Raw genomic sequence first — 23,454 nt, forward strand, 5'->3', positions numbered from 1 at the left:
ATGGGAAAACGATCGCTTCTCCTGGCGCTGACAACCTGCCTGCACGGGGCTTGGTCCGGATTTTCTGCCGAGGCCGCGCCGGTCCCGATCCCGGCGCTTGCTGCACCTGAGCAGCCCTTGAAGGTCTTCCATCTTGGTCATTCCCTGGTGGGACCAGTGATGCCGCATATGCTGGCGCAGTTGGCGCCGGACGGGCATAGCTGGAACAGCCAGCTGGGGTCCGGCACCTCGCTGAAGGAACATTGGGAACCGGATGCACCGATCCGGGATTTCGATCTGGTCAACCAGGCGCCCATCTGGCGCGACGCGAAAGAGGCCATCGGATCAGGCGAATACGATGCCGTGGTGCTGACAGAGATGGTCGAGCTGCGCGATGCGGTGAAGTATTTCGGGTCCGCCAAATACCTGCGCCGCTGGGCGCGCCTGGCCCGTGCAGCATCGCCGGATGCCCGGATCTACCTCTATGAGACCTGGCATCATCTGGACGATCCTGACGGATGGCAGGCGCGGATCGATGCGGATCTTGAGCGGCTTTGGCTGGGCAAGGTGCTCGGCTCGGACAGCCGTCGCAATCCAAAACGTCCGGTCTACCTGATCCCGGCCGGGCAGGTCCTGGCCGCCGTCGCAGGGGCTATCAACGCGGGCAAGGTCGAGGGGGTAGCAGATATTTCAGAGCTTTTCGCCAAGACCCCCGACGGCCTGCAGGACACCATCCATATCAACGACTTGGGCGCCTATGTTGTGGCACTGACCCATTACGCCGTGCTCTATCATCGCTCACCTGTCGGACTGCCACATGAACTGTCGCGCCCCGATGGAGGTGCCGCAGAGGCCTTCTCAGCCCGCGCAGCCAAAACCCTGCAAGAGATCGTCTGGCAGGTGGTGCAGAGCCTGCCGCGCACGGGACTTGCGCAGGCCGCTTTGATACAGGCAGGCACGATACAGGCAGGCACGATACAGGCGGGGCAGGACTGATGCCCTTTGAGACACTGATCGCCTCGGTCCTGATGGTGGGCCACTCGCTGTTTGGCCCGGACAATCCGGTGATGTTGCAAGGCCTGTTGCGGCACGGTACGCCTTCGGCCACGGTTGAGGCTCAGATCATCAACGGCGCCCCCCTCAGCTACAACTGGGACCACGGCGCCAACGCCGAGGGTGTCAATGCCCGCGAACGGCTGAAAAGCCCGGTGGATGCGGTGATCCTGACCGAGGCCATTCCGCTGGCCAATCACCTCAAGTGGAGCAATACGGAAGAGGCCGTCACCCGGTACTATCAGGCCGCAAAATCCGCGAACCCGGATGCGGTGATCTACCTACAGGAAACCTGGCACAGCCTGAACAGCGGCACCGGGGCCGAGATCCCCTTTGACGATGGAGGCGACACCCCCTGGCGCGACCGGCTAGAGCAGGACCTGCCGCGTTGGCAGGCCGTGGTGGATGAGGTCAATGACCAGCTGGATGGCGACCTGACACTGCTGCCAGTCGGCCAGGCCATGGCGCGGCTGGACGATGCGATCCAGGCGGGAACCGTTCCCGGCCTTGGTGATATCGCGGAGGTCTTTGCCGACGACATTCACCCGAATGCAATTGGATTCTACTTCATCAGCCTTGTTCAATTCTCTGTAATCACAAGGAAAAATACAATCGGCCTACCCCAGAAATTGGAAGGGCGCTGGGGTAAGTCCTACACCCTGCCCTCGGCCGATCTGGCCATCCGCCTGCAGGAAATCGCCTGGGCCGCCGCCCAGGGAGAAGGCGTGCCGACAGCTGCCCTGCCGCCAGAACCAGCGCCCCTGCCCGATGATCCCACCCTGCCGGTCCTGAACAGCCTCCCCTCGCAGGAGCAACCGGCAGATCAGGTCGCGGAACAGCCCAGGGCTCCGCGCCAGCCGATGGCGATGAACCTGATGGAGATCGCCGATTGGAGCCCGCAATCGCCGTTCCTCGATCATTTCAAGACCGCGCGCCCCTGGATCGGTCATCTGCCCGGGCGCTGGGGCGGTGTCAGCCACGAAGACCTTGCCGCGGCAGGCTATCTCGATGCCCACGGCTGGCCCACCGCCCTGCCGCCCGAACTCGGCTCCATCGGCACCGTGATCCTGACAGACCTGCCGCCCGAGGCGCACTCACTTGCGGGACGCTATGTGCTGCGCTTTGAGGGCAAGGGAATTGTCGAGGTCTCGGGACGGGCCAAAAACGTGCGCTATGGCAGCGGTGAAGTCTCCTTTGACTACACCCCCGGCCCCGGCCCGGTGGAGATCCGCCTCCAGCGCATTGCACGTGGCGACCACATCCGCAACATCACCGTGGTCCGGGAAGATCAGATCGCCGCCTTTGAGGCTGGCGAGATCTTCAACCCGCTCTGGCTCGATATGCTGGACGGGTTCGAAGCCCTGCGGTTCATGGATTGGATGGACACCAACGACTCCCTCCAGATCGGTTGGGAGGATCGCCCGAATGTCACCGATTTCACCTGGTCCATGAAAGGGGTTCCGGCGGAAATCCTGCTGAAGCTGGCCAATACCCTGGGGGCTGATCCCTGGTTCACCATGCCCCATATGGCCGATGACAGCTACATGCGCAATTTCGCAGCACTGGTGCGGGATCAACTGGACGAGGATCTGCGCGCCTATGTGGAATACTCCAACGAGGTCTGGAACTGGCAGTTCGACCAGGCCCATTGGGCCGAGGAACAGGCCCGCGCCCTATGGGGCGGAGAGCACCTCTGGATGCAGTTTTATGGTGGCCGCGCTGCCGAATTGGCGCAGATCTGGAGTGAAGTCTTTGGCGCTGAGGCGGATCAGCGGCTGGTGCGGGTGATTTCCAGCCAGACCGGATGGCTGGGGCTGGAGGACCAGGTTCTGACCGCGCCGCTTTGGGTGGCCTCCGAACCGGACCGCAAGCCACCCGCGACGTATTTCGATGCCTATGCGGTCACCGGCTATTTCGGCGGTATCCTGGGTCTGCGTGACCGGGCGCCGATCCTGCGGGCCTGGCTCTCTGACAGCCGCGACCGGGCGCGCGCGACCGCCCAGGAAAAGGGCCTGACCGGCGCCGAGGCAGAGGCCTTCGTGGCAGCTCATCAATACGATGTGGCCACCGCGCAGGCGGCACTGGAGCTGGAAGATGGCCTGCTCAGCGGCGACAGTAGCGACACGCTCTCCGATCTTCTGGGCCGGGTGCTGCCCTACCACAAAGAGGTTGCGGATCGTCACGGTCTGGATCTGATTGTCTATGAGGGCGGCAGCCATGTGGTCGGCATCGGGCCCATGGTTGATGACGAGGAACTGACCGGCTTTTTCACCCATTTCAACTACACCGATGCCATGGCACAACTTTATGCGCGCCTGCTGACCGGCTGGGCCGATCTTGGCGGGGTGCTCTTTGGCGTCTATGCGGATGTTGCGACCCCCGGCAAATGGGGCAGCTGGGGCGCGCGCCGCACATTGAGCGACGACAACCCGCGCTGGCGCTTGCTGGAGGCGGTGAAATGACGGCTCTGGTCTCGGTCCTGATCCCCGCCCACAATGAGGCTGGCTATATCGAGACCTGCCTTGAGGCGCTTTTTGCCTCGGATCCCCTGCCGGATGGCGCCGCCGCCGAAGTCCTGGTTCTCGCCAATGGCTGCAGCGACGACACGGCGCAGATTGCCCGCGGCCTGTCCGCACCCGAGGGCTGGACCTGCCGGGTTCTGGAGCTGCCCGAGGGCGGCAAGCTTGGCGCGCTCAACGCGGGCGATGCCGCCGCCAAGGGAAATGTTCTGGTCTATCTCGATGCGGATGTGATCGTCTCGCCGCCCCTTCTGGGGCAACTGACCTCGGCGCTTGCCGAGGAGGTGCCGCTTTATGCCAGCGGCTCTCCACGGATCAGCCCTGCCCGATCGCTGCTGACCCGCGCCTATGGCCGGTTCTGGGCACAGCTGCCCTTCGTCACCGAGGGCGTGCCGGGTTTCGGCCTTTTCGCGATGAACCGTGCCGGGCGCAATCGCTGGCAGGACTGGCCCGATATCATCTCTGATGACACATTCGCGCGGCTGTCCTTCGCGGCCCCCGAACGCATCCGCCTGCCCGGCACATACCAATGGCCCATGGTCGAAGGCTTTGCCAACCTGGTCCGGGTGCGCAGGCGGCAGAACAAAGGCGTAGAGGAAATCGCCGCCCAATTTCCGCAGCTGCTGGCCAATGATGATAAGCGCTCTTTGGGATCGCGGGGCCTGCTGCAACTGTTGCGGCGCGATCCCTTGGGGTTTGCCGCCTATGGGCTGGTCAGCCTCGCGGTCAAAACGCCCCTGTTCAAAAGCAAATCCCGCTGGGCCAGAGGCCGCTGACACGCCTGTCGCAGGCACTGGCAGGGCGACCGCGCCGCGCCCCGCGCGGCGCCCGGCCCAACCGGCACGGAACCGGCTTTGCCGGGATCAAGACGGGCGGGAGCGCCCCCTTGGCTGCCTTCCAAAGTCCTATCGGGGGACCTATCGGATCTCTTTGAAAAGAGCCGCCAGTTTGGATGCTTCCCGATCGCTGTCATGCCGTTCCAATACCCGCAGGCGCCCCAATCTGCCCATCTCAGACAGCCGTTCATGGGGCAGCTTGGCGATCTCTGCCACGGCCGCCGCGAGCGCCTCTGCGTCACCGGCAGGCACCATCCAGCCGGTCTCCTCCTGCAGCACCAGTTCGGGTGTGCCTGCCACATAGGTCGCCAGCACCGGACGGGCGGCGGCCATGGCCTCCATCACCACCATCGGCAGACCTTCGGCAAAGGAGGGCATCACCAACAGATGAGAGGCCGCCAATTCGGCACGGACCCCGGCTTCGTCCAGCCAGCCGGTCAGGGTGACGTGGTTCTGCAGACCGGCGCGGCGGATCTCCGCTTCCAGGTCCGCGCGCATTTCCCCATCGCCGATCAGCGTCAGATGCACATCGGGCAGTGCGGCAACAATCCGCGCCATCGCCCGGATCAGCACCATCTGACCCTTCTGCTCGACAAAGCGCCCGATTGCCACCAGCCGCAGCCCCCCCTCGGGCAGCGGCGCAGGATCGGCAAAGCGCGCAGGCTCAATCCCGCAATGCACCACCTTGATCTTGTCCCAGGCACCAAATTCGGCCCAGCGGCTGAGCTGGCTCTTTCCAAAGCTGCTGATCGCCACCGCAAAGGCGGCGCGGTTCACCTTCTCACCCAGCGACAGCGCATGGGGCGCATCGAATTCCTCTGGCCCGTGGGTGGTGAAACTGAAGGGAATGCCGCTCAGCTCATGTGCCAGCAGCGCCACCGCCGTGGCGTTGGTGCCAAAATGCGCATGCATATGATCAACGCCCCCGGCCCTGCACCGACGTGCCACATAGGCCGCTTCACCGAAGTAGATCAGATGCCGCAGACGCCCGACCGAAGAGGCGTGCCCAAGCCTGAGCGCCAGACGCAAGGCGTCGAAAAACCGCCCCGGTGCCTGCAGCGCTGACATCAGCAGAGCAAGCATCAAGGACAGCGCCCCGGCGCGCAGCACGTAGTGCGTTGACGCGGCCTCGGCCTGATCGCCCGCATCCACCAGGGGCGCCTCGCTGGCGCGCATGGCAAGGCGCAGTACCTTTATCCCCTGCCGCTCCAACGCCTGCACCTCCCGGCGGATGAAACTATGGGAAGGCTGCGGATAAGTGTTCAGCACATAAGCAACTTTCACGGTAATCCTGCCTCGCATCCCTGCAACGACCCCGGGTCAGGGCCATCCTTTGCGGCAGGTTATACGCTCCCCCATCCCCTGCCTAGAGCCCCGCTGGGACAGGCCACACCGCAGCGTCAATCCATGGCAGCCCGAGGGATTGTTGCAGGGTTCAAGGTAATAACTGATACGCAGGTCCCGAACTGGCCTCGCAGATTGACCTTCCCCCGGTGCCTGCCTAGCGTGCGGGCAGCTGTCCGGACGACGGAACAAGGGGATCACATGCTCAAGCACGCCGCCGCATTTTCCGGTCAGGGCCTGCTGGCGCGGGTGCTGCGCTCGGCTTCCTGGCTGATGATCGGCTATGGCGGCAGCCAAGCCCTGCGCCTTGCGGCGAACCTGATCCTGGCGCGGCTGCTGTTCCCCGAGGCCTTTGGGCTGATGGCGCTGGTCACCGTTGTGACCGTGGGCCTGTCGCTGTTTTCCGATGTGGGGATCGGCCCGGCCATCGCCCAGAATGCCCGCGGTGATGATCCCGACTTCCTTAATACGGCCTGGACCATACAGGTGATCCGGGGCTTTGGCCTTTGGGCGGCAACCTTGCTGCTGGCCTGGCCTGTCGCCTGGCTTTACGAGGCGCCCGATCTGATGCTCTACCTGCCCATCGCGGGCAGTGCCCTTGCCATCGCAGGTTTCAACCCGACGCGGATCGAGACCGCGCACCGCCATCTCCTGGTCGGGCGTCTCACCGCGTTGGATCTTGCCGCACAGGCCATCGGAGTGGGGTTCATGGTGCTTCTGGCCTGGGCCAGCGGGTCGATCATCGCTCTGGTTCTGGGCGGTGTCATTCAGGCAGGCGCCAAGCTGCTGTTGACCCACTATGGTCTGCCCGGAGAGCGGAACCGTTTTCGTTGGGAGAGAAAAGCCGCTCAAGAGCTGATCCGCTTTGGCAAATGGATCTTCCTGTCGACCGCCTTCTGGTTCCTGACCTCGCAAGGCGACCGCGCGATCCTGGGACGGTTCGTGCCGCTGGATGTGCTGGGCATCTACAATATCGGCTATTTCCTGGCCAGCTTTCCCATGCTTCTGGGCCATGCGGTCAATCAACGGCTGATGATCCCGGTCTATCGCGACAAACCCGCCGATGGCCCGCCTGAAAACCGGCGCAAGCACCGCCTGCTGCGCGCGGGCCTAAGCGCGGTGATCCTGTCGATGCTCTTGCTGATGGCCTGGGTCGGCCCCTGGCTGACCGATCTTCTTTATGATGACCGCTACCGGCAGGCCGGAGAGATGATCGTGCTGATTTCCCTGGCGCTGGCCCCCGCGGTGATCACCATGACCTATGACCAGGCGGCCTTGGCCGCAGGTGACAGCCGGGCGTTCTTCGTCTTCACCGCAAGCCGCGCCGTGCTGCAGACGGTTCTGTTCCTGCTGGGCACGCTTTGGTTCGGGCTGCCCGGCGGCATTGCGGCATTGGGGCTGGCGATGATCGCCGCCTATCCCGTGCTGATCTGGTTGGCGCGCCGTCATGGCGCCTGGGATCCGCTGCACGATCTCATCTCGGCTTTGATTGTTTCCGTGATCGGCGGCGGTGCCCTGTGGTGGCATTTGCCACAGGTGGAGGAGCTGATCCGAGCACTTTCCCCCTGACAGCGCGACCTGATCAAGCGTCTTGTCCGCCCCGTTTCGGTGGTTCCATTTCCGGGATGGTCACCACCGGCAGAAGGCCGGTTTCCCGTTTCATCTGCGCGGCCGAGCGCAGCACGGGTTTTCGCAACTCCATCAGAAAGGCCACCACCATGGCCAGGAACAGGCTGGCGGCAGCCCCTAGCATGGCCTTGCGCTTGCGCCCGCCGGTGACCGGATAATCGGGCAATGCCGCGGGTTCCAGCACCGTCAGCCGTTCGGACTGGCGCGAGGTTTCTAGGCGGAAACCGATCTCCGCCTCGCTGCGGCGCGCCCGCATGATGTCCAGTTCCCCCTGCACCTGCTGCTGGCGGCGCTCATAGGCGGCCAGTTGGCGCTCTACCTCTGGTGTGGTTTCCAAGGCCTGCTCCAGCTCGGCCTTGCGCTGGTTCAACAGATCGCTTTGCGCCGAGAGGGTGGCAAGCTGCTCCTCGAACTCCTGCAACATCCGCTGCGCGGTGGCGGGGCGTTCGCTGGCCACCGCCTGATCGGCGGCGCGGCGGATCTGGATCTGTTCGCGGGCAATATCCAGAAGCGCCTCGTTCAAGGTCGCGATTTCAGCCTGGCGGAATTCCAGCGCACCGGGCTGGGCCACGTCGTTCTTGGTCCGGAAGGTCGCGATTTCATCTTCCAATGCGGCGAGATCCTTGGCCAGGGCGGCCTCTTTTGCGGCAAAGAAGTTCAGCGTCTCGCGGGCCTGTTCGATGCGGGAGTTGACGCTCAGCTCGATGGTCCGGCGCCCGAATTCCGCCGCCACGGCCTGGGCCTGCTCGGGGCTGGGCATGCGCGCGGTGATGGTCAGAACCGCAATGGTGCCGTCATCGGCAAAGCCTTCGCGCACCGCCGCGACACCGGTAATGGTGACATTCTCACGCACCCGGGTGACCAGTTCGGATGGCCTCAGGTCCGGCAGGTCGGCGTATAGACCGAAGGTCTCGACGATCTCCAGAATGGTGCCGCGCGCCATAAGGCGCTGTTCGATCAGCTGCATCCGCCGCGCGGTGGAGCCTTCTACGGTGGATTTCGCCAGATCGTCGGCAATGGTGGGCTGGGCGACCTGGATCACCTCGGCGCTTTCGTAAAGATGCTGCTGGCGGGCAGCAAACCACAGCGATGCCAGGCTACCCAGAAGGGTGACGGCAAGGATCACCCGCAGCCGACGGCGCAGCATGTCCAGAAAGTCCTGCAAGGAGTGGATCGGGCCCATTCAATCTCTCTTCACGATACGTCGCTTGGCCGGTGCCGAATGCGTCTTTCGGCATGGCGTTTCATGTCTCTTCATCATGGCAAACGGGCAAAACTTTGACCGCCAGGCGAAAGTTATGCGACGGCGGCAGCCCCGTCTGTGGCCCGGCCCCGGTTCAGTACCACGCCCAGCAGCGGCGCATGCCCTGCCAGGATCCCCTCGCAGGCCGCCAGATGTGCGGCGGTGGTCTGGGTGCCGTCCGAGATCAGCAAGACCCCGTCCACCTGCGGCAGGAAGGCCGCCGCATCATCATATTCCAGCATCGGCGGCAGATCAAAAAGCACGGTTTCCGCTTCGGTCTGTTCGATCATGTCATCCAGAACCGCAGCGCTGCGGCTGTCGTGCAGGATTTCCGCCGCGTTTTCGTCCCACGCCCCGTTCAACCCCACCGCCAAAGTCTCGGTCGGGCGGATCAGCGCCTGGTGCAGCGGACAGTCACCTCTGAGCAAGGCTGCCATATCCTCTGGCCCTGCCAACCCCAAAGCGCCAGCCACACCGGGGCCGCGGAAATTGAGATCCATCAGAATCGTGCGGCTTGAGGGCACGCGGGCCAGGCTGAGGGCCAGGTTGACCGCGCTGAAGGTGGAGCCGCAACCCGAGGTCGGTGCGCAGATCGCCACACGGGTCCAGCCGCGCGCCTTTAGCACCTGCAGCAGACGGGTGCGCAACAGATCAAAGCTGCGCGCGGCCGGGGCGCCGCGGCAGGCAGAGGCAAGCGGAACTGCAGCCCGGCTTGGCTGCTCGGGGTCAAAGGCGACCCGCTCCAGACGGTCCCATAGCGCAGGCAGGGTCGAGGGCAGCGCCAAAACCGGGTCGGCAGCCAAATCATGGGTCAGGTCCAAGGGTTCAGCCAGATCCTCTGCCGGGCGGCGCGGCTCCTCCACGCTGTCAGACACAGGCGTGGCCTGCTGATGCGCGCGACGGCGGAACTTCTTGAAACCCTGTTGCGTCATGTCTTGCCTCTAAATCCCCGCATCCGATGCGCCGACAGGGTATCAATCCCGGTGTTCCTCATCGCCAGAAACCAATAACCCAAAACCAATGGTAGCAGTTTGACCGGCCGTGAAAAGATCAGCTGCAGCGCCCTATCGGCAGCACAGTGAAGCACCGATGCATTAATATCCCGTGCCCTTGGCCACCACACCGAAGATGCGCCAGATCAGCTTCATGTCATTGGCTAGGCCAAGGCCGCGGCAGTATTCGGAATCCGCAGCCGCGCGAAAGGCAAAGGTGCTTTCGTTGCGGGCCGAGACCTGCCACAGCCCGGTCAAACCCGGCTTCACATCGAAATAGTCACGCGGATCACCATAAAGCGGCAGCTGATCGGTCATCATCGGGCGCGGGCCGACAAGGCTCATCTCGCCCTTGATCACATTCCACAGCTGCGGCAGCTCATCCAGCGAGGTGACGCGCAGAATACGGCCCACCGGCGTGATGCGCGGGTCGTTCTTCAGCTTCTGAGTCGACTCCCATTCGCGTTTCAAAGCCGCATCCCGCTCCAGATAGTCCTGCAGGCAGGTATCGGCATCGCGCACCATGGTCCGCAGCTTGAGGATCCGGAAGCGTTTTCCATTCTGCCCCAGGCGCTCTTGCGTATAGAAGGGATTTCCGCCTTCGATGACCAGGGCCAGCGCGCACAAGAGCATCACAGGCAGGGTCACGGGGAGCGACAGCAGGGTCAAAGCAAGATCCAGAGCGCGTTTTCCGCCCCAGGCGTAGATCCCGTTCCCGGCGCTTCTATGGCCTGCCCCTTTGGGCAGATTGGCACCTTTGAGAAGCCGCCAATTGGTCATGTCGCCAGAAGCGCCCCGGTCCGCCAGGATCCGACCGACCCCGCCCGGAGCCGAGGAGGGCAGCACAACCCCGTGGGAGTGGGGGATATCACTCCCGGTCAGGAGGAAATCCGTATCTGGTCCCCTGTGCAATAGATCCTTCATGTCGACCCCCATCATGTTCCGACCCACACCCGTGGTACCCTGCGGATTTGTCACGATCTGCTGGTCCGGCGCGGCAGCTGCCGGTGATAAATCTCCGTGTCGGTGATCTGACAGAGCCCGCCCCCACGGATCTGCCCCTGCACCGCACCCCCTGAGCGACCTCAGGAAATGATCGCATTTGCGATACATTCTATTTAATACATTTTTAGACAAAATGCTGAGGATTCACGGAAAATGGTTAAGATGCCGCATTTCGCCGGATCCGCCCCGTGCAAGCAGAAACAATCCTGAATTGCCCGGGGTTACTGTTGTCCAATTGAAAACACCGCCTGAAGAATCAAGCCGCACGTCACGATGATCTGGCCGATGGCTCGGGGTTCATGGTCACCTGTCTGGAGTGCGAATTTTTTGGGCCTACAGCCCAGTGCGGTCAGCCCGTCCTGCGGAACTTTCCCGGGCTTTGCCCCGTCCAGCGCTTGAAGGCATCGTTGAAGGAACTCAGCCCACGATACCCAAGCAGATGGGCAATTTCCGCCAACACCAGATCGCTGTCGCGCAGATAGGTCTTGGCCATCTCCAGCCGCAGGTTTTCCAGAATGGCGAAATAGCTGGTCTCCTGTTCGCTCAGTTTGCGTGACAGGGTCCGGGGGCTCATCCCCAGATCGGAGGCGACGGTTTCCAACGCGGCCGTACCCGAGGCCAGGCGATGCGAGATACGCTGCCGCACCTGGGCGACCAAATCGGCGCGCCCCAGTCCCGCGTCCTCCAACCGTGCATCCGCACAGCTGCGCAAAATGGCATGTAACCTGGCATCCCCCGTCGCAAGCCCCGCGGATAGATCATCCGTCACAAAGCGAAGCCGGTTTACCGGCGCCTCAAACTGCGGCTTGCGACCAAAGAACGCCTCAAGCTCCTGGCTGACTGTCGATCGACCATGGCAGAAACTCACCTCTGCCGGAATGATGCGTTTTCCACAGGCCAGTCGCAGGTTCGCAACCAACAGCGATGCCAGGAATTCGTGATACTGGCCCATGGGCTCGCCCCCGGCCGCATGCCCCCATTCCATGATCCCGGACCGATCAAGCGAGCTGGTATCGAAGAACAGCTTCTCTCCGAAAAGCGGCGCGTAGCGCGACAGGGTTGTCAAAAAGCCACCAAGATCGGGCGCGGACAAGGCAAGGTAGCCCAGGAGCCCGGCCTTTCGCAGATCTGTCTGCTGACCGAGGTGCAGCCCGAAGGCAGGGTCCAGGCTGATCTGCGCGGCGCGCTGAAAGAACGCTGCCACCGAAGCGATATCCGCCACCGGCTCTGCCTGAGCAAGGATCGCCTGGCCAAGACGCGAGGCGCTGAAGACCGTGCTGGCCGGATGGCCAAGCTCCAATAGGCGCTCCGCAGCACAGCGAACAAAGATGGCACTTTCCGTGTTTTGCCCCTGGTTCATGACAGAACCCACCCTTATCACAACACTCATTCAACCATAATCGTGCACCGCCAGCCGCACGCGATATTGCAACACCGCAAAAGGGATGCGGTCCGATACCAAGCGACGGGCGCCCGATCCGTCGCAAGCCTGCCTGTTGCACGCCCGCCCCTATTCAAGCCCTGAACCGTGCAAGCCCCGGGTTGAGACCCGCCCATGATCCGCACCACCTGACCCGCGCCACCGATTGAACGTCGACCGACTGCCGTTACCGAAGAGTAGCCGAAGCCCGCGCTCAACCCAAACGAAACTCCCCCAGCGCCCCCCTTCTGTCCTTGGTTCAACGGCACAGTGGGCTACGCCTTTCAGAAGGGGTGCCTGATCTTTTGGATCAACCTCCTCGCCTTTTGGGCAGGGCGTACGACCTGACACGGGCAACCGCCCCTGTGGCGCTTGCCAGCGGGTGGGATTCGGGTGTTTATGCCGGGATCCCTTCACAGAACAGGATATCCGGCAGAGATGAGCAGACAGGACAAACCGCTCGATCGTCCCGAAACCTGGATCGCTGCCGACCTGCAGGGCGCGACCTGTAGACTATGGGCGATGTCTGGCAGGTCGATCAAGGCGCGAAACCAGGTCACGCTTCCGGGCGGGATCGCAGATCCTGCGCTTGCCGAGACCTATGTCGACCTATGCCACATGCTGGGCGCCCGCGCCGATCTGCCGCTGATTGCCTGCGGCAGTGCCTTGACGCCGCCCCAGCCTGTCCCTGCCCGCCCCGATCACCTGTCCCCGGCCTCTGTGCATGACAGTGCGGCGATGGCCCTGCCGCAAGAGGCCAGCCTCTATGTCACGCCCGGCCTGATCCAGAAATCCCCGCCCGCCGCGATGCAGGGGGCCGAGACGCGTATTCGCGGCTTCCTGTCGCTGAACCCCGGATGGGACGGCGTGCTCTGCCTGCCTGGCGAGACCACTCACTGGGCCTTGATCAGCGCCGATGAAGTGGTCAGCTTTCAGAGCTTCCTGACCGTCGGACTGGTGGAGGCGACCCTGCAGATGCTTGGCCTCAAGGACGCGGATTGGTCATCGCAGCGCTTCAACGACAGCCTGGCCGATACCCTCTCCAGACCCGAACTGACAGGGGCCCGGCTGGCCGAGGCAAAAGCCGCATTCACTGTCGCGACCCATCTGGCCGCGGATAGCGCGGGGCAGATCTGGGGAGCCTTGCTTGGGGCCGAACTGGCCGCAGCGCGCGCCTATTGGCTGGGCCAGAACCTGGCCGTGATCGGATCCGACAGGTTCCTGCGGCCCTATGAAACCGCGCTCCGCACGCAGGCCATTCCGGTCACCGTCGCGGATGAGGAGCGCATGACAGTTGCCGGGCTGACCGAGGCCTGGCGTCAGATGGCTGGCTGAACTGGACACGCTTGAACAGGGCGAGGCTGAACAGGGCGAAGCCAAATCTCGGCAGTGATCGAGAAAATGCGGTGAAACCGGGCCTCTCCCGCGCCAGCAGGTGCCCGGGCTGTGCCCGCCCCCTTTGGCTGCCTTGAGCCCGGCGCCGCGCTCTGCGCGGCGCCGGGCCCAACGGGCTGATGCCTCTTCCCTAAGAGGCTAAAGCCGGGCGGGAGCCTGGCCCCTACTGTACCAGTGCTTCAGCTCTTGTGACGTGCGCCTTTTGAGGGTGGCATTTCCGGCGGGCCCGCAAAACACTGGGCGATCTCCATCCAGCGCATCGCGGCAGGCCCTGCAACCTCAAGCCCGGTGTCCGCTATGTTGCGCACCTGGGTCACCACCTGGGCGAATTCCACCGCCGAGCCGCGCACCGCGTTTCCTTCCTGCGCCTCGTTCCACTCCCAGACCGCCCCCGAAGGACCGGTCAGCTGTACGAAAGGCGCAGGCTCCGGTACCTCTTCCTTGCGGTTGAGGAAGGTCCAACCGTAGGTCGCAACGCCAAGGTGGGCGATATTGCGGATACGGTCCTGCTCCGACCGCTCAAGACCCAGAAGATCAAAGACCTCCTGCCCGTGCGCCCAGGTCTCCATCTGCCGCGCGGTGATCGACGACAGCGCGCTCATATCCGGTCCCACCCATTTGACCCGAGCCTTTGGATCGGCTGCGGCAAAGGCATCGGCACAGCTCTCGGCGCCGGTCTTCCAGGCCTCAAACAGCGCCCTGCCAGATAGCCCATCGAGCCAGGGAAACTGGCATTCAAGGATCGTCTTGCCCGACTGCATGTCCCGAACGATCGGACCGATGAAGGCGGCAAAGGCCTCTTCCCCCTTCAGCGAGGTTTCGGCAGCCACGTTGAACAGATGCAGATGGCCCAGCACATGATCGATGGTCCAGTCCTTGAACAGCGTCGGCCGGTGAAACGCCTCCTCCGGCAAATCTTCCAGTATCGCCGCCAGCGCCCGGCTTTCGGCGCGAAAATCCTCTGCCTGCTGCATCGCTGTCTTCCTCCCTGTCATGTTCCCCTGCGTCGGCCCCTGCATTGCGCAATTGAACAGACCGACCGTTCTGTTTTACGATTCCCGAAGAAGAATAGGCCCAGAGATCCCCGAATGGCACCCAAAACCACAGCCAAGAGCGCAGACCAACCCGACGTCACCAGCCGGGCCGACCGAACCCGGCTGCGGATCTTTGATGCGGTCACCCACTGCCTGGATCGCTTTGGCTATGCGGAGACCTCGATCAACCGGGTGCAGACCACGGCGGGCGTGTCGCGTGGCGCGCTGACCCATCATTTCCCCAGCAAGGAAGAGATGATGGTGCGCACGCTGGAACACCTTCTGGCACCGGTGCGCGGCCCGGAACAGGCGGGTGAAAGCGCGCATATGCTGCGCAAGGGCGGCAAGAGCAGCACTCTGCCCGAAGAACTGCACCGGCTTTGGGCACGGGTGATCAATACCCGCGAAGGGCGCGCGGTGATGGAGATCCTGGTCGCCTCGCGCACGGATCAGGCGCTCAGCAGCCGCATCACACCGTCGCTCTGGGACTATAACGATGCCTTCAACCGCAATATCGCCAATCTCTACACTGCCCCCTCGGGCGAGGATCTGGCGCTCCTGTGGTCGATCTGCCGCAGTTTCATGCGCGGGCTGCACAGCCAGTCCCCCTATGAGCGCGACCCCGAAATCATCACCAAGATGGTCGATCTCTTCGGGCGCATCATGGCCCCGCACCTGGCCCCGAACCCCAGCAGAAGCCAGGCGTCCGCCATCGAAAAGGAGTAGCCCCCATGCAAAGCCCCTTTGACACCGAAGAGCGCCGCGCCTTTCGCGATACCCTGCGCGCCTTTGTGGCGCAGGAGATCACCCCCTATTGTGATGCCTGGGATGAAGCCGGGGAAATCCCCTGGGCGCTGCACCAGAAGACCGGCGCGCTGGGGGTCTGGGGCTTTGGCATCGCCGAAGAGCACGGCGGACTTGGCTTTGACGACTGTTTCATGCGCGCCGCCTACGCCGAGGAAATCGCCCGCTGCGGCGCAGGCGGCGTGGCAGCGGCCATGGGCGGGCGGCAGATCTCGCTCGATCCCATCGCGCGGCTCGCCAGTGAAGAGATCAAGGCCCGCGTGCTGCCCGAGATCATATCGGGGCGAAAGGGATCCTCGCTGGGGGTGACAGAACCCGGCGGCGGCTCGGATGTGGCCAATATGACCACGACCGCGCGGCGCGATGGCAATCATTTCGTGCTGAACGGCTGCAAGACCTTCATCACCGGCGGCATGACATCGGATTATTTCGTGATCCCCGCCCGCACCGGGGGACCGGGGCTTGAGGGCATCTCGCTGTTCTTCGTGGAGGCGGGCATGGCAGGCTTCAGCCGCAGTGCGCTGGATCGAAAGATGGGCTGGTGGTGTTCAGACCAGGCAACCCTGTTCCTGGAGGATGTGCGCCTGCCCGCCGATCATATGATGGGGCCGGAGAACCGCGGATTCGTGGCGATCATGGAGAATTTCAACCTCGAACGCATCGGGCTGATCGCCGGTATGCTCGGCATGATGAAGACCTGCCTTGAGGACAGTATCGCCTGGGCGCAGGAGCGGCAGACCTTTGGCAAGCCGCTGATCCGCCACCAGGCGATCCGACACAAAATCGCGGATATCTCCGCCCGTATCGACGCGGTCGAGGCCTATCTCAATCAGATCTGCTGGCAGGTGAATGAGGGTCGCATGCCGGTGGCCGAGATCTGCAAGGCCAAGGTCTTTACCTCCAAGGCCTGCGAGTTCTGTGCCTCGGAGGCGATGCAGATCCTGGGCGGCGCCGGTTACCTGCGCGGCAACCGGATCGAGCGGATCTACCGCGAGGTCAAGGTTATGGCCATCGGTGGCGGCTCGGAAGAGATCATGCGCGACCTGGCGGTGCGCCAGATGGGGCTTTGACGGCGACACCGGCACGGCCGCGACGCAAAAGCGGATACAAGCTTTCTTCAGGAAGTTCTCCTAAACCCGTCGCAGCCGCGCGCGACAAGAGGGATTCGGAGTGACAGGGAAGAACTGCAAAGCCTGCAAGAACGGTGCGACATTCGATATTCCGATCACCATGGCGTTTCAACCCATGCTGGCCATCGGCGCACAAAAGGTCTTTGCCTATGAAGCCCTGTTGCGCGGCAAGGATGGCGCGGGCCCGCGCCAGGTCTTCTCGCATGTCACGGCCGAGACGCTCCATGCCTTTGATCAGACCTGCCGCACCACCTCGATCGAGCTGGCCGCCGAACTGAACCTGGCAGACAGTGGCGCGCTCTTGTCGATGAATTTCCTGCCCAATGCGGTCTACGATCCCAAGGCCTGCATCCAGCTGACGCTGGAAACGGCCAGGAAGACCGGCTTCCCGGTGGATCGCATCATGTTCGAATTCACCGAAACCGAACGCGTCGATACCCAGAAGCTGCTGGAGATCCTGGCCACCTATCGCCGCCTGGGGTTCAAGACCGCGATCGATGATTTCGGCGCCGGATATTCCGGGCTGAAACTGCTGACCCTGTTTCAGCCCGATGTGGTCAAGCTGGACGCCGGATTGATCCGGGGGATCGACAGCTCGCGTGCCAAACAGGCGATCGTGCGCAATTCGATCCCGATGCTCGAGGAGATGGGTATCCTGATCGTCTGCGAAGGGATCGAACCCCAAGAGGAATATGACACCCTTTACGACCTTGGCGTCGACCTGATGCAGGGCTACCTCTTTGCCAAACCGGGTTTTGAAACCCTGCCCACGCCGCATTGGCCCAGCCATTCGAAACTGGGTAGCGAACAGAGCGTTCCCATCAGATTTTCCCGGTAGACTCTCCAGGTAGATTTGCAAGGTAGATTTTTGACGGATTTCGTCCGAATTTGATCCGTGTCACATCGGGACTGATTTTCGACCGGTAACAATGGCTTTGCGGTTGACCGCAAAAGGCCCTGCGCCTGCGTCAGCATGAGAATACGACCCTTTTCACTCGCCCAGTATCTGAGGCAAGGCAGCGGGTGACGGAACTTGAAGAGGACCAACAAATGTACAGCATGAGCGAATCCGGCGATTGGACCAACGAATTCAATTACACGCAAACCAATGTCGCGGAGATTCAGCCGGGCCACACCGTGAGCGGCACCGTCGGGGGCAGCGACGCAGGTGACCTCATCCGTGTCTCACTGGCCTATGGTCAGCCCTATACCTTCACCCTGCAGGGGGAGGGCGTCTCCTTTGTCATGCTCGACGATGGCGTTGCTGACCCGGATGCGGACATTGATGGCAATACGATGACCTTTACCGCCGAGCACCCTTCGGATTTCTACAATATCCGCGTCACCGGCAATGGCAGCTATACGGTCGCCATGGAAGGTTTGCCTGCCGACTACCTCGACGATGAAGACGATGGCGAGCTGAGCGGTGCGCCGACCCTTGCCGACGACAGCACGATCACCGGGGTCATCAATGGCAGCGGTCGCGAGGGTGAAACCGACTATTATGCGTTCTACGCGTTCGGTGGCATGGATTATTCCTTCTCGATGGCCCAGACAGACTCCCCATATGGCGCCACCTCCGGGGGATACCTGCAGATTCTGGATGAGGATGGCGAACCCGTCAGCGGCGTATCGGGTGGCAGCAGTGCCTGGGACGGCGCGGATATCTCCTTCGCCCCCAGCCTGACCGGGACCTATTACCTGGCAGCCCAGACCTATTTCAGCTTCTACGGCGCCTATACGATCGAAAGCTATTCGAGCGCAGCGCCGACCGACCAGGCCAGCCTCGCCTCGATCACCGCATCCGAGGCGTCCGGGGCCACAACAGTGACCCTGCGCGTCACGGTCGAAAACGCCCGCGAAAGCGACGTGACCGGCACGGTTTCGGTGAACGCAGTGGACGCGGACTATTCGCAGGCCGTCAACAGCTATGAGGCAGGCTTCACCTTGTCTGCCGGGCAAACCTATGTCGACGTGGTCGTGCCGGTCGGCACCAGCTCGCTTTATACGGAAGACACGATCTTTGTTGGCAGCATCGCCGCGATCCAGGGGCTTGGCATCGATCAGGGCTTCCTGGCCTCCGACACCTTTGTCAGCGACACCAACACCGACCCGACCAATGGCGATGACATTCTGATCGGCACCAACGGGCGCGACCGCATTCTTGGCCTGGGCGGAGACGACGAGATTTCCGGCCTGAAACAGCGCGACGTCCTGAAAGGCGGTGCCGGTCAGGACACGTTGAATGGCGGAAGCGGCAATGACAAGCTGTTTGGCGGCAGCGGCGGTGACGTGCTGAACGGTCAGAAGGGCAACGATTTGTTGATCGGCGGCGGCGGGGCGGACACCTTTGTCTTTTCCGGCGCCTTTGGCAACGACAGGATCCGCGACTTCAACGCGAACAGCAATCGCGAAGACATCGATCTGAGCGGCATTGAAGAGATCACGGGCATGCGCGACCTGCGTCGCAACCACATGCGCGAGGACGGCGATGACGTGATCATCGAGGATGGCAATGGAAACTCGATCACGCTCCTGGACGTTGATATCTCGGACCTGGGCTCGGGCGATTTCATCTTCTGACATCGCGCATCGGTCGCCTTGACGGCCGGTGCTCCAGATCTTGCGCAGGCGCGGCGGCCCGGGTGGCGGCCGCGCACAATCGTTCGGCTGCGTCCCGCCTGGCCGTGCCGCAGCTTGGCCTTAACGGGCGATCACGATATCGGCGCGCAGCCCGCCCAGTTCGCTGCTTTCGCCCAGGCGCAACGTGCCGCCATGGGCGCGCGCCACATCGACCACGATTGCAAGCCCAAGCCCCACCCCAGAGCCAAGGTTCTGATTGCGCGCCGAATCCAGCCGCGTAAACGGGCGTATCGCCTCCCCGCGCTGATCCGGGCCAATGCCGGGGCCATCGTCTTCGACCCGGATCCGCAGGGATTTCTCCGTAAGTGAGACCGAAACCCGGGCCCGGGTGCCATAGCGCACCGCGTTGGACACCAGGTTTTCAATGGCGCGGCGCATGGACTGGCGCCGCAGCATCACCTCTCCGGAGCCGCTGACCTCTCCCAGCACCACATCCTTGCCCTGCCGCCGCCAGTCCTCGACGATCAGCTCTGCCATGGCGACCGGATCCACCGGTTCCGGCTCCCCGGTCGAGGCCCCACGGGAAAACTCAAGGAAGGCATCCAGCAGCGCCTGCATCTCATCCACATCCCGCAACAGCGGCTCGGCCTCCTCCTCGTCCAGCATGGCAAGGCCCAGTTTCAGCCGGGTCAGCGGCGTGCGCAGGTCGTGGCTTACCCCCGACAGCATCAGCGTGCGCTGTTCGATCTGCCGTTCAATACGGGCGCGCATGTCGATAAAGGCGCTGCCAGCCGCGCGTACCTCGGTGGCACCCCGCGGTGAATAGGGCAGCATCCGCCCCCGCCCAAAAGCCTGCGCCGCCTCGGCCAGCCGCTTGATCGGACGCAGCTGGTTGCGCAGGTAGATGAAGGCGATCAAAGCCATGAACAGGCCAAAGAACACCATGGTCACGATCAGCTGATGCGGCGCGGCAGCCGTCAGGCGCCGCCGGTCGACCCGCAGCTCCAGCCGCCCGAGATCGGTGCGCAGGAAGATCCGCACCTCGCGGTTGTCGGGAAACTGTGCCGCCAGAAATCCGGGCAGGTCCTGGGCCATCTTGTCCCGCACCACCCGGCCGGAAAACTCGTACCAGGCCAGTAGATCCTGCGGTGCGGCATCCTGCGGCTGCAGAAACCGCGCACCCATCTGCAAAGGCGTCAACAGGGGCGCCAGGCGCGTCAGATACGCCACCTGGCTGCCCGCCCCCTGCCCCTGCTGCTCCAGAAGGCGGATTTCGCGCAGAACCGTCGCGGTCATCTGGGTGGTGACATCCTCCAGATCGCGCTTGATGAAGACGATCGCCACCACCAGCTGCAACGACAGGATGGGGACGATCAGGATCAGCGCTGCCCGGCCATAAAGGTTGCGCGGAGAATATTGTTTGAGCCTTTGCAAGAACATGGGCTAAGCCTACAGGCGCGCCAACAGACTGTGAAGGCACCATCAGGTCCGGGCGTGCAGCGAATAGCGAGGAGCAATAGGCAGATGCAGGCACCAGACGATTTCAACCCCGCTCCCGGCATCGCAGAGGAGCTGCAACCGGGCGTGCGCCGCATCCTGGCTCCGAATCCCTCGCCGATGACCTATCGCGGGACCAACACCTATCTGGTGGGGCAAAAGGACCTGGCGGTAATCGACCCCGGTCCGGTGATCGAGGACCATCTGCAGGCAATCCTGTCCGCCGTGGCGCCAGGACAGCGCATCACCCATGTGATCGTGACCCATGCCCATGTGGACCATTCCCCCCTCGCCGCCGAACTGGCGCGCCGCTGCGATGTGCCCGTTTACGGGTTCGGTCCCGCCGAAGCCGGCCGCAGCCCGGTGATGCAAGAGCTGGTGCGGCAGGGCATGTCCGACGGTGGCGAAGGCATCGATACGGAATTTACCCCCGATGTCACCGTCGCCGATGGCGATCGGATCACCGGGGACGACTGGACGTTGGAGGTGCTGCACACGCCCGGCCACCTTGGCAATCATATCGCGCTGGCGCTTGGGGATGCCTGTTTCACCGCCGATCATGTGATGGGCTGGGCAAGCTCGCTGGTCTCTCCGCCCGATGGCGATCTCACCGATTTCATGGCCTCCTGCCGCAAGCTGCGCGCGCGCGATTGGCGGGTGTTCTACCCGGGCCACGGCGCCCCGATCGACGATCCGGCAGGCCGTCTCGACTGGTTGATCGAACACCGGATGGCGCGCGAAGGCGCGATTCTCGACGCCCTTGCCGCTGGCCCTGCAACCCCGCGGGAATTGGCCCGCCGGATCTACACGGAAACGCCCGCCGCCCTATTGATGGCGGCCGAGCGCAACGTTCTGGCCCACCTCATCGACCTGATGGGGAAATCCCGCGTCGAACCCGAGCAGGAACTCTCCCCGACAGTGGCTTTCCGCCTGCAGACATGAGGTTGCCGGAGAGGATCTGCGACCGGTCCTTTGGGATCCGCACTGCATCCAAGTTTTTTCGATTTTTCCGCCCAGACCCTCTGGACGCGCCGCAATGGTCCCGCTATATCGCCTGCACCGTTCCGGCGTAGCTCAGCGGTAGAGCAGTTGACTGTTAATCAATTGGTCGTAGGTTCGATCCCTACCGCCGGAGCCATAGAATTCAAGGGCTTAGCGCTAACCCGCTAGGCCCGTTTTCTTTTTCGAGCACAGACATTGCTGCGGAACTGACTGCCTGACCCTGATTTCTCGGATCTCGGAGACCACTGAGGCATCAGTTCACAGCCCGGACGAAACGCGATTTGGGCAGCAACCGCCCCTCGTTCGCAGGCAGGCATGCCGGATTGACAGCCGTGCCGTCGGATCAAAGCAGACGACGCCAGACAACGGCGTGGCGATCGGGTCTTTGCCAGAATGCCCGCTGCGCGCGCCTTGCGAGGGGGGATGCCTTCCTGGGAGTCCTTGCTTCTAGAGTTCGAAATCGTCCAGGCCGTCCAGGGCGGATTTGAGTGCCGCGCTCCAGGCGGTTCGGATTTTCTGGAAGAATGGATCATCTTCCTCGATACGTCCCTTGTGACCCTCTCTGAAACTGTCCTTTTCGTAGAGGTGGAAGTCGAAGGGCGCGCCGACGGTGAGATTGGCCTTCAATGTGCTGTCGAAACTGACCAGAAGCAGTTTCATCGCCTCTTCGAATTTCAATGTCCGATCATAGGCGCGCACCAGTATGGGGCGGCCGTATTTCATCTCGCCGATCTGGAAAAAAGCGGTGTCCTCTCCCGCTTCGATGAAGTTTCCTTCGGGGTAGATCAGAAACAGGCGCGGCGGTCCGCCTGCGATCTGGCCGCCCAGAATGATGGTGGCGTTGAAGGTGCTGTCGGCCCGCTGGCCTTCCTCGCCCTGCCGCGCGATCACCTCGCGCAGGGTGTCGGCCACCAGGCGTGCGGCCTGAAACATCGAGGGCACTTCCAGAAGCGTGGGCACACGTTCATCCGGGGCCTTGGTGCGTTCATCCAGCAGGCTCACCACGGATTGCGTTGTGGCCAGGTTTCCCGCGGTCATGATGGTCAGCACCCGGTCGCCAGGGGCCTCCCAGGTGGTCATCTTGCCAAAGGTCGAAATGTTGTCCAGCCCGGCACTGGTGCGGGTGTCCGACATGAAGGCGATGCCTTGATCCAGCATCATGCCAACGCAATAGGTCATGGGAGTCCTTTACTGCTGTGCTACTTCGATCTGAACGTCGAGTGCTTCACCAGCGCCGCCGATCCGAGTGCCAGTTACCGGAGCCGCCCCCTCGTAGTCCAGTCCCGTCGCAACCCGCACATAGCGCGTATCCGGCGAAATACCGTTGGCCGGGTCAAACCCGACCCAGCCCAGACCGACCACATGAACCTCGGCCCAGGCATGCATGGCGTCCTGCTCTACCCGGTCATCAAGCATGAGATAGCCCGAAACATATCGCGCCGGAAAACCCATGTGCCGCGCGGCCGAAAGGAACACATGGGAATGGTCCTGGCAGACACCGGCGCCATGGCTCAGCGCCTCCTCGGCGGTCCAATCAGGATGCGAGGCTCCGACCTCGTAGCGCAGCCCCTCATGCACGGCGGACATCAGGCCGTGCAGCCGGTCAAGATCCTGATCGCCTTTGATGTCGCGCACCAATGCCTTCACCTGAGGCCCCGCCTGGGTGCGCGGGGTCTGACGGCTATAAAGCCAAAGCGGCGACGGGCCCGGATGGCGCCCGACGACACCGTGGTTTTCCTTTAGCTCCACCTCGCCTTCGCTGGTCACCACCAGTTCGGTGGAGTCCCGGTCGAAGCTGATCAGTTCAACCGTGTTGTGGTGGTGGTCTTCAAATTGCAGCTCCTTCTTGCCGCCCTCGATATGGGTCACCCAGTTCAGCACCCATTGCTGATGCCCGGTCTTGGGGGTCTTGCGCAGCTGCTGGAGCCCCCAGGAGACCGGGTTGTCAAATACGTAGCGGGTGGAATGACGGATCTTAAGGCGCATGGC

At 63.1% G+C, this 23,454-nt stretch carries 19 protein-coding genes and 1 tRNA gene; 11 read left to right on the forward strand and 9 right to left on the reverse strand.

The features are described from left to right. Genes PXK07_RS01520 through PXK07_RS01530 form a run of 3 tightly spaced genes read left to right on the forward strand, consistent with a single transcriptional unit; the run spans position 1 to position 4,327 of the window. A complete protein-coding gene (locus PXK07_RS01520) occupies positions 1 to 975 on the forward strand; it encodes a hypothetical protein (RefSeq protein ID WP_274846417.1) in 975 nt (324 codons plus the stop codon). Beyond that, entirely contained in the window at positions 975 to 3,494 is a 2,520-nt protein-coding gene (locus tag PXK07_RS01525) for a hypothetical protein (RefSeq protein WP_274846418.1), read from the forward strand. Before PXK07_RS01520 ends, PXK07_RS01525 begins: the two co-directional genes overlap by 1 nt. Next, positions 3,491 to 4,327 (forward strand): glycosyltransferase family 2 protein, encoded by an 837-nt coding sequence (locus tag PXK07_RS01530; protein ID WP_274846419.1) that lies wholly within the window; start codon positions 3,491 to 3,493, stop codon positions 4,325 to 4,327. Before PXK07_RS01525 ends, PXK07_RS01530 begins: the two co-directional genes overlap by 4 nt. Before the next feature lie 141 nt (positions 4,328 to 4,468). Here PXK07_RS01530 and PXK07_RS01535 read toward each other — a convergent pair whose 3' ends face one another. Further along, positions 4,469 to 5,671: a glycosyltransferase gene (locus PXK07_RS01535; RefSeq protein ID WP_274846420.1), complete on the reverse strand. Its 1,203-nt coding sequence runs from the start codon at positions 5,669 to 5,671 to the stop codon at positions 4,469 to 4,471. Between the two features lie 261 nt (positions 5,672 to 5,932). Between PXK07_RS01535 and PXK07_RS01540 the strand changes: the two genes are divergently transcribed. Then, positions 5,933 to 7,300 carry an oligosaccharide flippase family protein gene (locus tag PXK07_RS01540; protein WP_274846421.1) on the forward strand — a complete coding sequence of 456 codons (1,368 nt, stop codon included), beginning with the start codon at positions 5,933 to 5,935 and terminating at the stop codon, positions 7,298 to 7,300. Positions 7,301 to 7,313: 13 nt separating this feature from the next. On the opposite strand, the gene PXK07_RS01545 is transcribed toward PXK07_RS01540, so the two are convergent. From PXK07_RS01545 to PXK07_RS01560, 4 genes are all read right to left on the reverse strand, one after another. Next, positions 7,314 to 8,543, reverse strand: a complete 1,230-nt coding sequence (locus PXK07_RS01545; RefSeq protein ID WP_274846422.1) for a DUF874 domain-containing protein — start codon at positions 8,541 to 8,543, stop codon at positions 7,314 to 7,316. A 113-nt stretch (positions 8,544 to 8,656) separates the two neighbouring features. Further along, a complete protein-coding gene (locus PXK07_RS01550) occupies positions 8,657 to 9,535 on the reverse strand; it encodes a CpsD/CapB family tyrosine-protein kinase (RefSeq protein ID WP_274846423.1) in 879 nt (292 codons plus the stop codon). A gap of 162 nt (positions 9,536 to 9,697) precedes the next feature. Further along, positions 9,698 to 10,573, reverse strand: coding sequence for a sugar transferase (locus PXK07_RS01555; protein ID WP_274846424.1), 876 nt, complete (start codon positions 10,571 to 10,573; stop codon positions 9,698 to 9,700). A 376-nt stretch (positions 10,574 to 10,949) separates the two neighbouring features. Further along, the gene (locus tag PXK07_RS01560) at positions 10,950 to 11,960 is read right to left on the reverse strand and encodes an AraC family transcriptional regulator (protein ID WP_274846425.1); all 1,011 of its coding nucleotides are present in this window, start codon (positions 11,958 to 11,960) and stop codon (positions 10,950 to 10,952) included. A 498-nt stretch (positions 11,961 to 12,458) separates the two neighbouring features. On the opposite strand from PXK07_RS01560, the gene PXK07_RS01565 reads away from it, so the two are divergent. Then, on the forward strand, positions 12,459 to 13,355 hold the full coding sequence (locus PXK07_RS01565; RefSeq protein WP_274846426.1) for a 2-dehydro-3-deoxygalactonokinase: 897 nt from the start codon (positions 12,459 to 12,461) through the stop codon (positions 13,353 to 13,355). Between the two features lie 239 nt (positions 13,356 to 13,594). Here the strand turns inward: PXK07_RS01565 and PXK07_RS01570 are convergent, their stop codons facing one another. Continuing rightward, a complete protein-coding gene (locus tag PXK07_RS01570; protein ID WP_274846427.1) occupies positions 13,595 to 14,389 on the reverse strand; it encodes a TIGR03084 family metal-binding protein in 795 nt (264 codons plus the stop codon). A gap of 114 nt (positions 14,390 to 14,503) precedes the next feature. On the opposite strand from PXK07_RS01570, the gene PXK07_RS01575 reads away from it, so the two are divergent. From PXK07_RS01575 to PXK07_RS01590, 4 genes are all read left to right on the forward strand, one after another. After that, positions 14,504 to 15,175: a TetR/AcrR family transcriptional regulator gene (locus tag PXK07_RS01575; RefSeq protein ID WP_274846428.1), complete on the forward strand. Its 672-nt coding sequence runs from the start codon at positions 14,504 to 14,506 to the stop codon at positions 15,173 to 15,175. A 5-nt stretch (positions 15,176 to 15,180) separates the two neighbouring features. Beyond that, positions 15,181 to 16,323: an acyl-CoA dehydrogenase family protein gene (locus PXK07_RS01580; protein WP_274846429.1), complete on the forward strand. Its 1,143-nt coding sequence runs from the start codon at positions 15,181 to 15,183 to the stop codon at positions 16,321 to 16,323. Between the two features lie 100 nt (positions 16,324 to 16,423). Then, positions 16,424 to 17,221, forward strand: a complete 798-nt coding sequence (locus PXK07_RS01585) for an EAL domain-containing protein (RefSeq protein ID WP_274846430.1) — start codon at positions 16,424 to 16,426, stop codon at positions 17,219 to 17,221. Positions 17,222 to 17,433: 212 nt separating this feature from the next. Beyond that, complete coding sequence (locus tag PXK07_RS01590; protein ID WP_274846431.1) at positions 17,434 to 18,966, forward strand: calcium-binding protein; 1,533 nt, start codon at positions 17,434 to 17,436, stop codon at positions 18,964 to 18,966. 120 nt (positions 18,967 to 19,086) lie between these two features. Here PXK07_RS01590 and PXK07_RS01595 read toward each other — a convergent pair whose 3' ends face one another. Further along, the gene (locus tag PXK07_RS01595) at positions 19,087 to 20,406 is read right to left on the reverse strand and encodes an ATP-binding protein (RefSeq protein WP_274846432.1); all 1,320 of its coding nucleotides are present in this window, start codon (positions 20,404 to 20,406) and stop codon (positions 19,087 to 19,089) included. An 84-nt stretch (positions 20,407 to 20,490) separates the two neighbouring features. Here PXK07_RS01595 and PXK07_RS01600 point away from each other — a divergent pair, with 84 nt between their 5' ends. Both PXK07_RS01600 and PXK07_RS01605 read left to right on the forward strand, forming a co-directional pair. After that, a complete protein-coding gene (locus PXK07_RS01600; protein WP_274846433.1) occupies positions 20,491 to 21,405 on the forward strand; it encodes an MBL fold metallo-hydrolase in 915 nt (304 codons plus the stop codon). Positions 21,406 to 21,526: 121 nt separating this feature from the next. Continuing rightward, positions 21,527 to 21,601, forward strand: a tRNA-Asn gene (locus PXK07_RS01605). 311 nt (positions 21,602 to 21,912) lie between these two features. Here PXK07_RS01605 and PXK07_RS01610 read toward each other — a convergent pair. Together PXK07_RS01610 and PXK07_RS01615 are read right to left on the reverse strand one after the other, a co-directional pair. Further along, positions 21,913 to 22,644, reverse strand: coding sequence for a peptidase (locus PXK07_RS01610; protein ID WP_274846434.1), 732 nt, complete (start codon positions 22,642 to 22,644; stop codon positions 21,913 to 21,915). 9 nt (positions 22,645 to 22,653) lie between these two features. Continuing rightward, positions 22,654 to 23,451, reverse strand: coding sequence for a transglutaminase family protein (locus PXK07_RS01615; protein ID WP_274846435.1), 798 nt, complete (start codon positions 23,449 to 23,451; stop codon positions 22,654 to 22,656). Positions 23,452 to 23,454: the final 3 nt, after the last annotated feature.

Origin of the sequence: Phaeobacter sp. QD34_24 (assembly GCF_028890115.1) — a bacterium.
Lineage (GTDB): Bacteria > Pseudomonadota > Alphaproteobacteria > Rhodobacterales > Rhodobacteraceae > Phycobacter.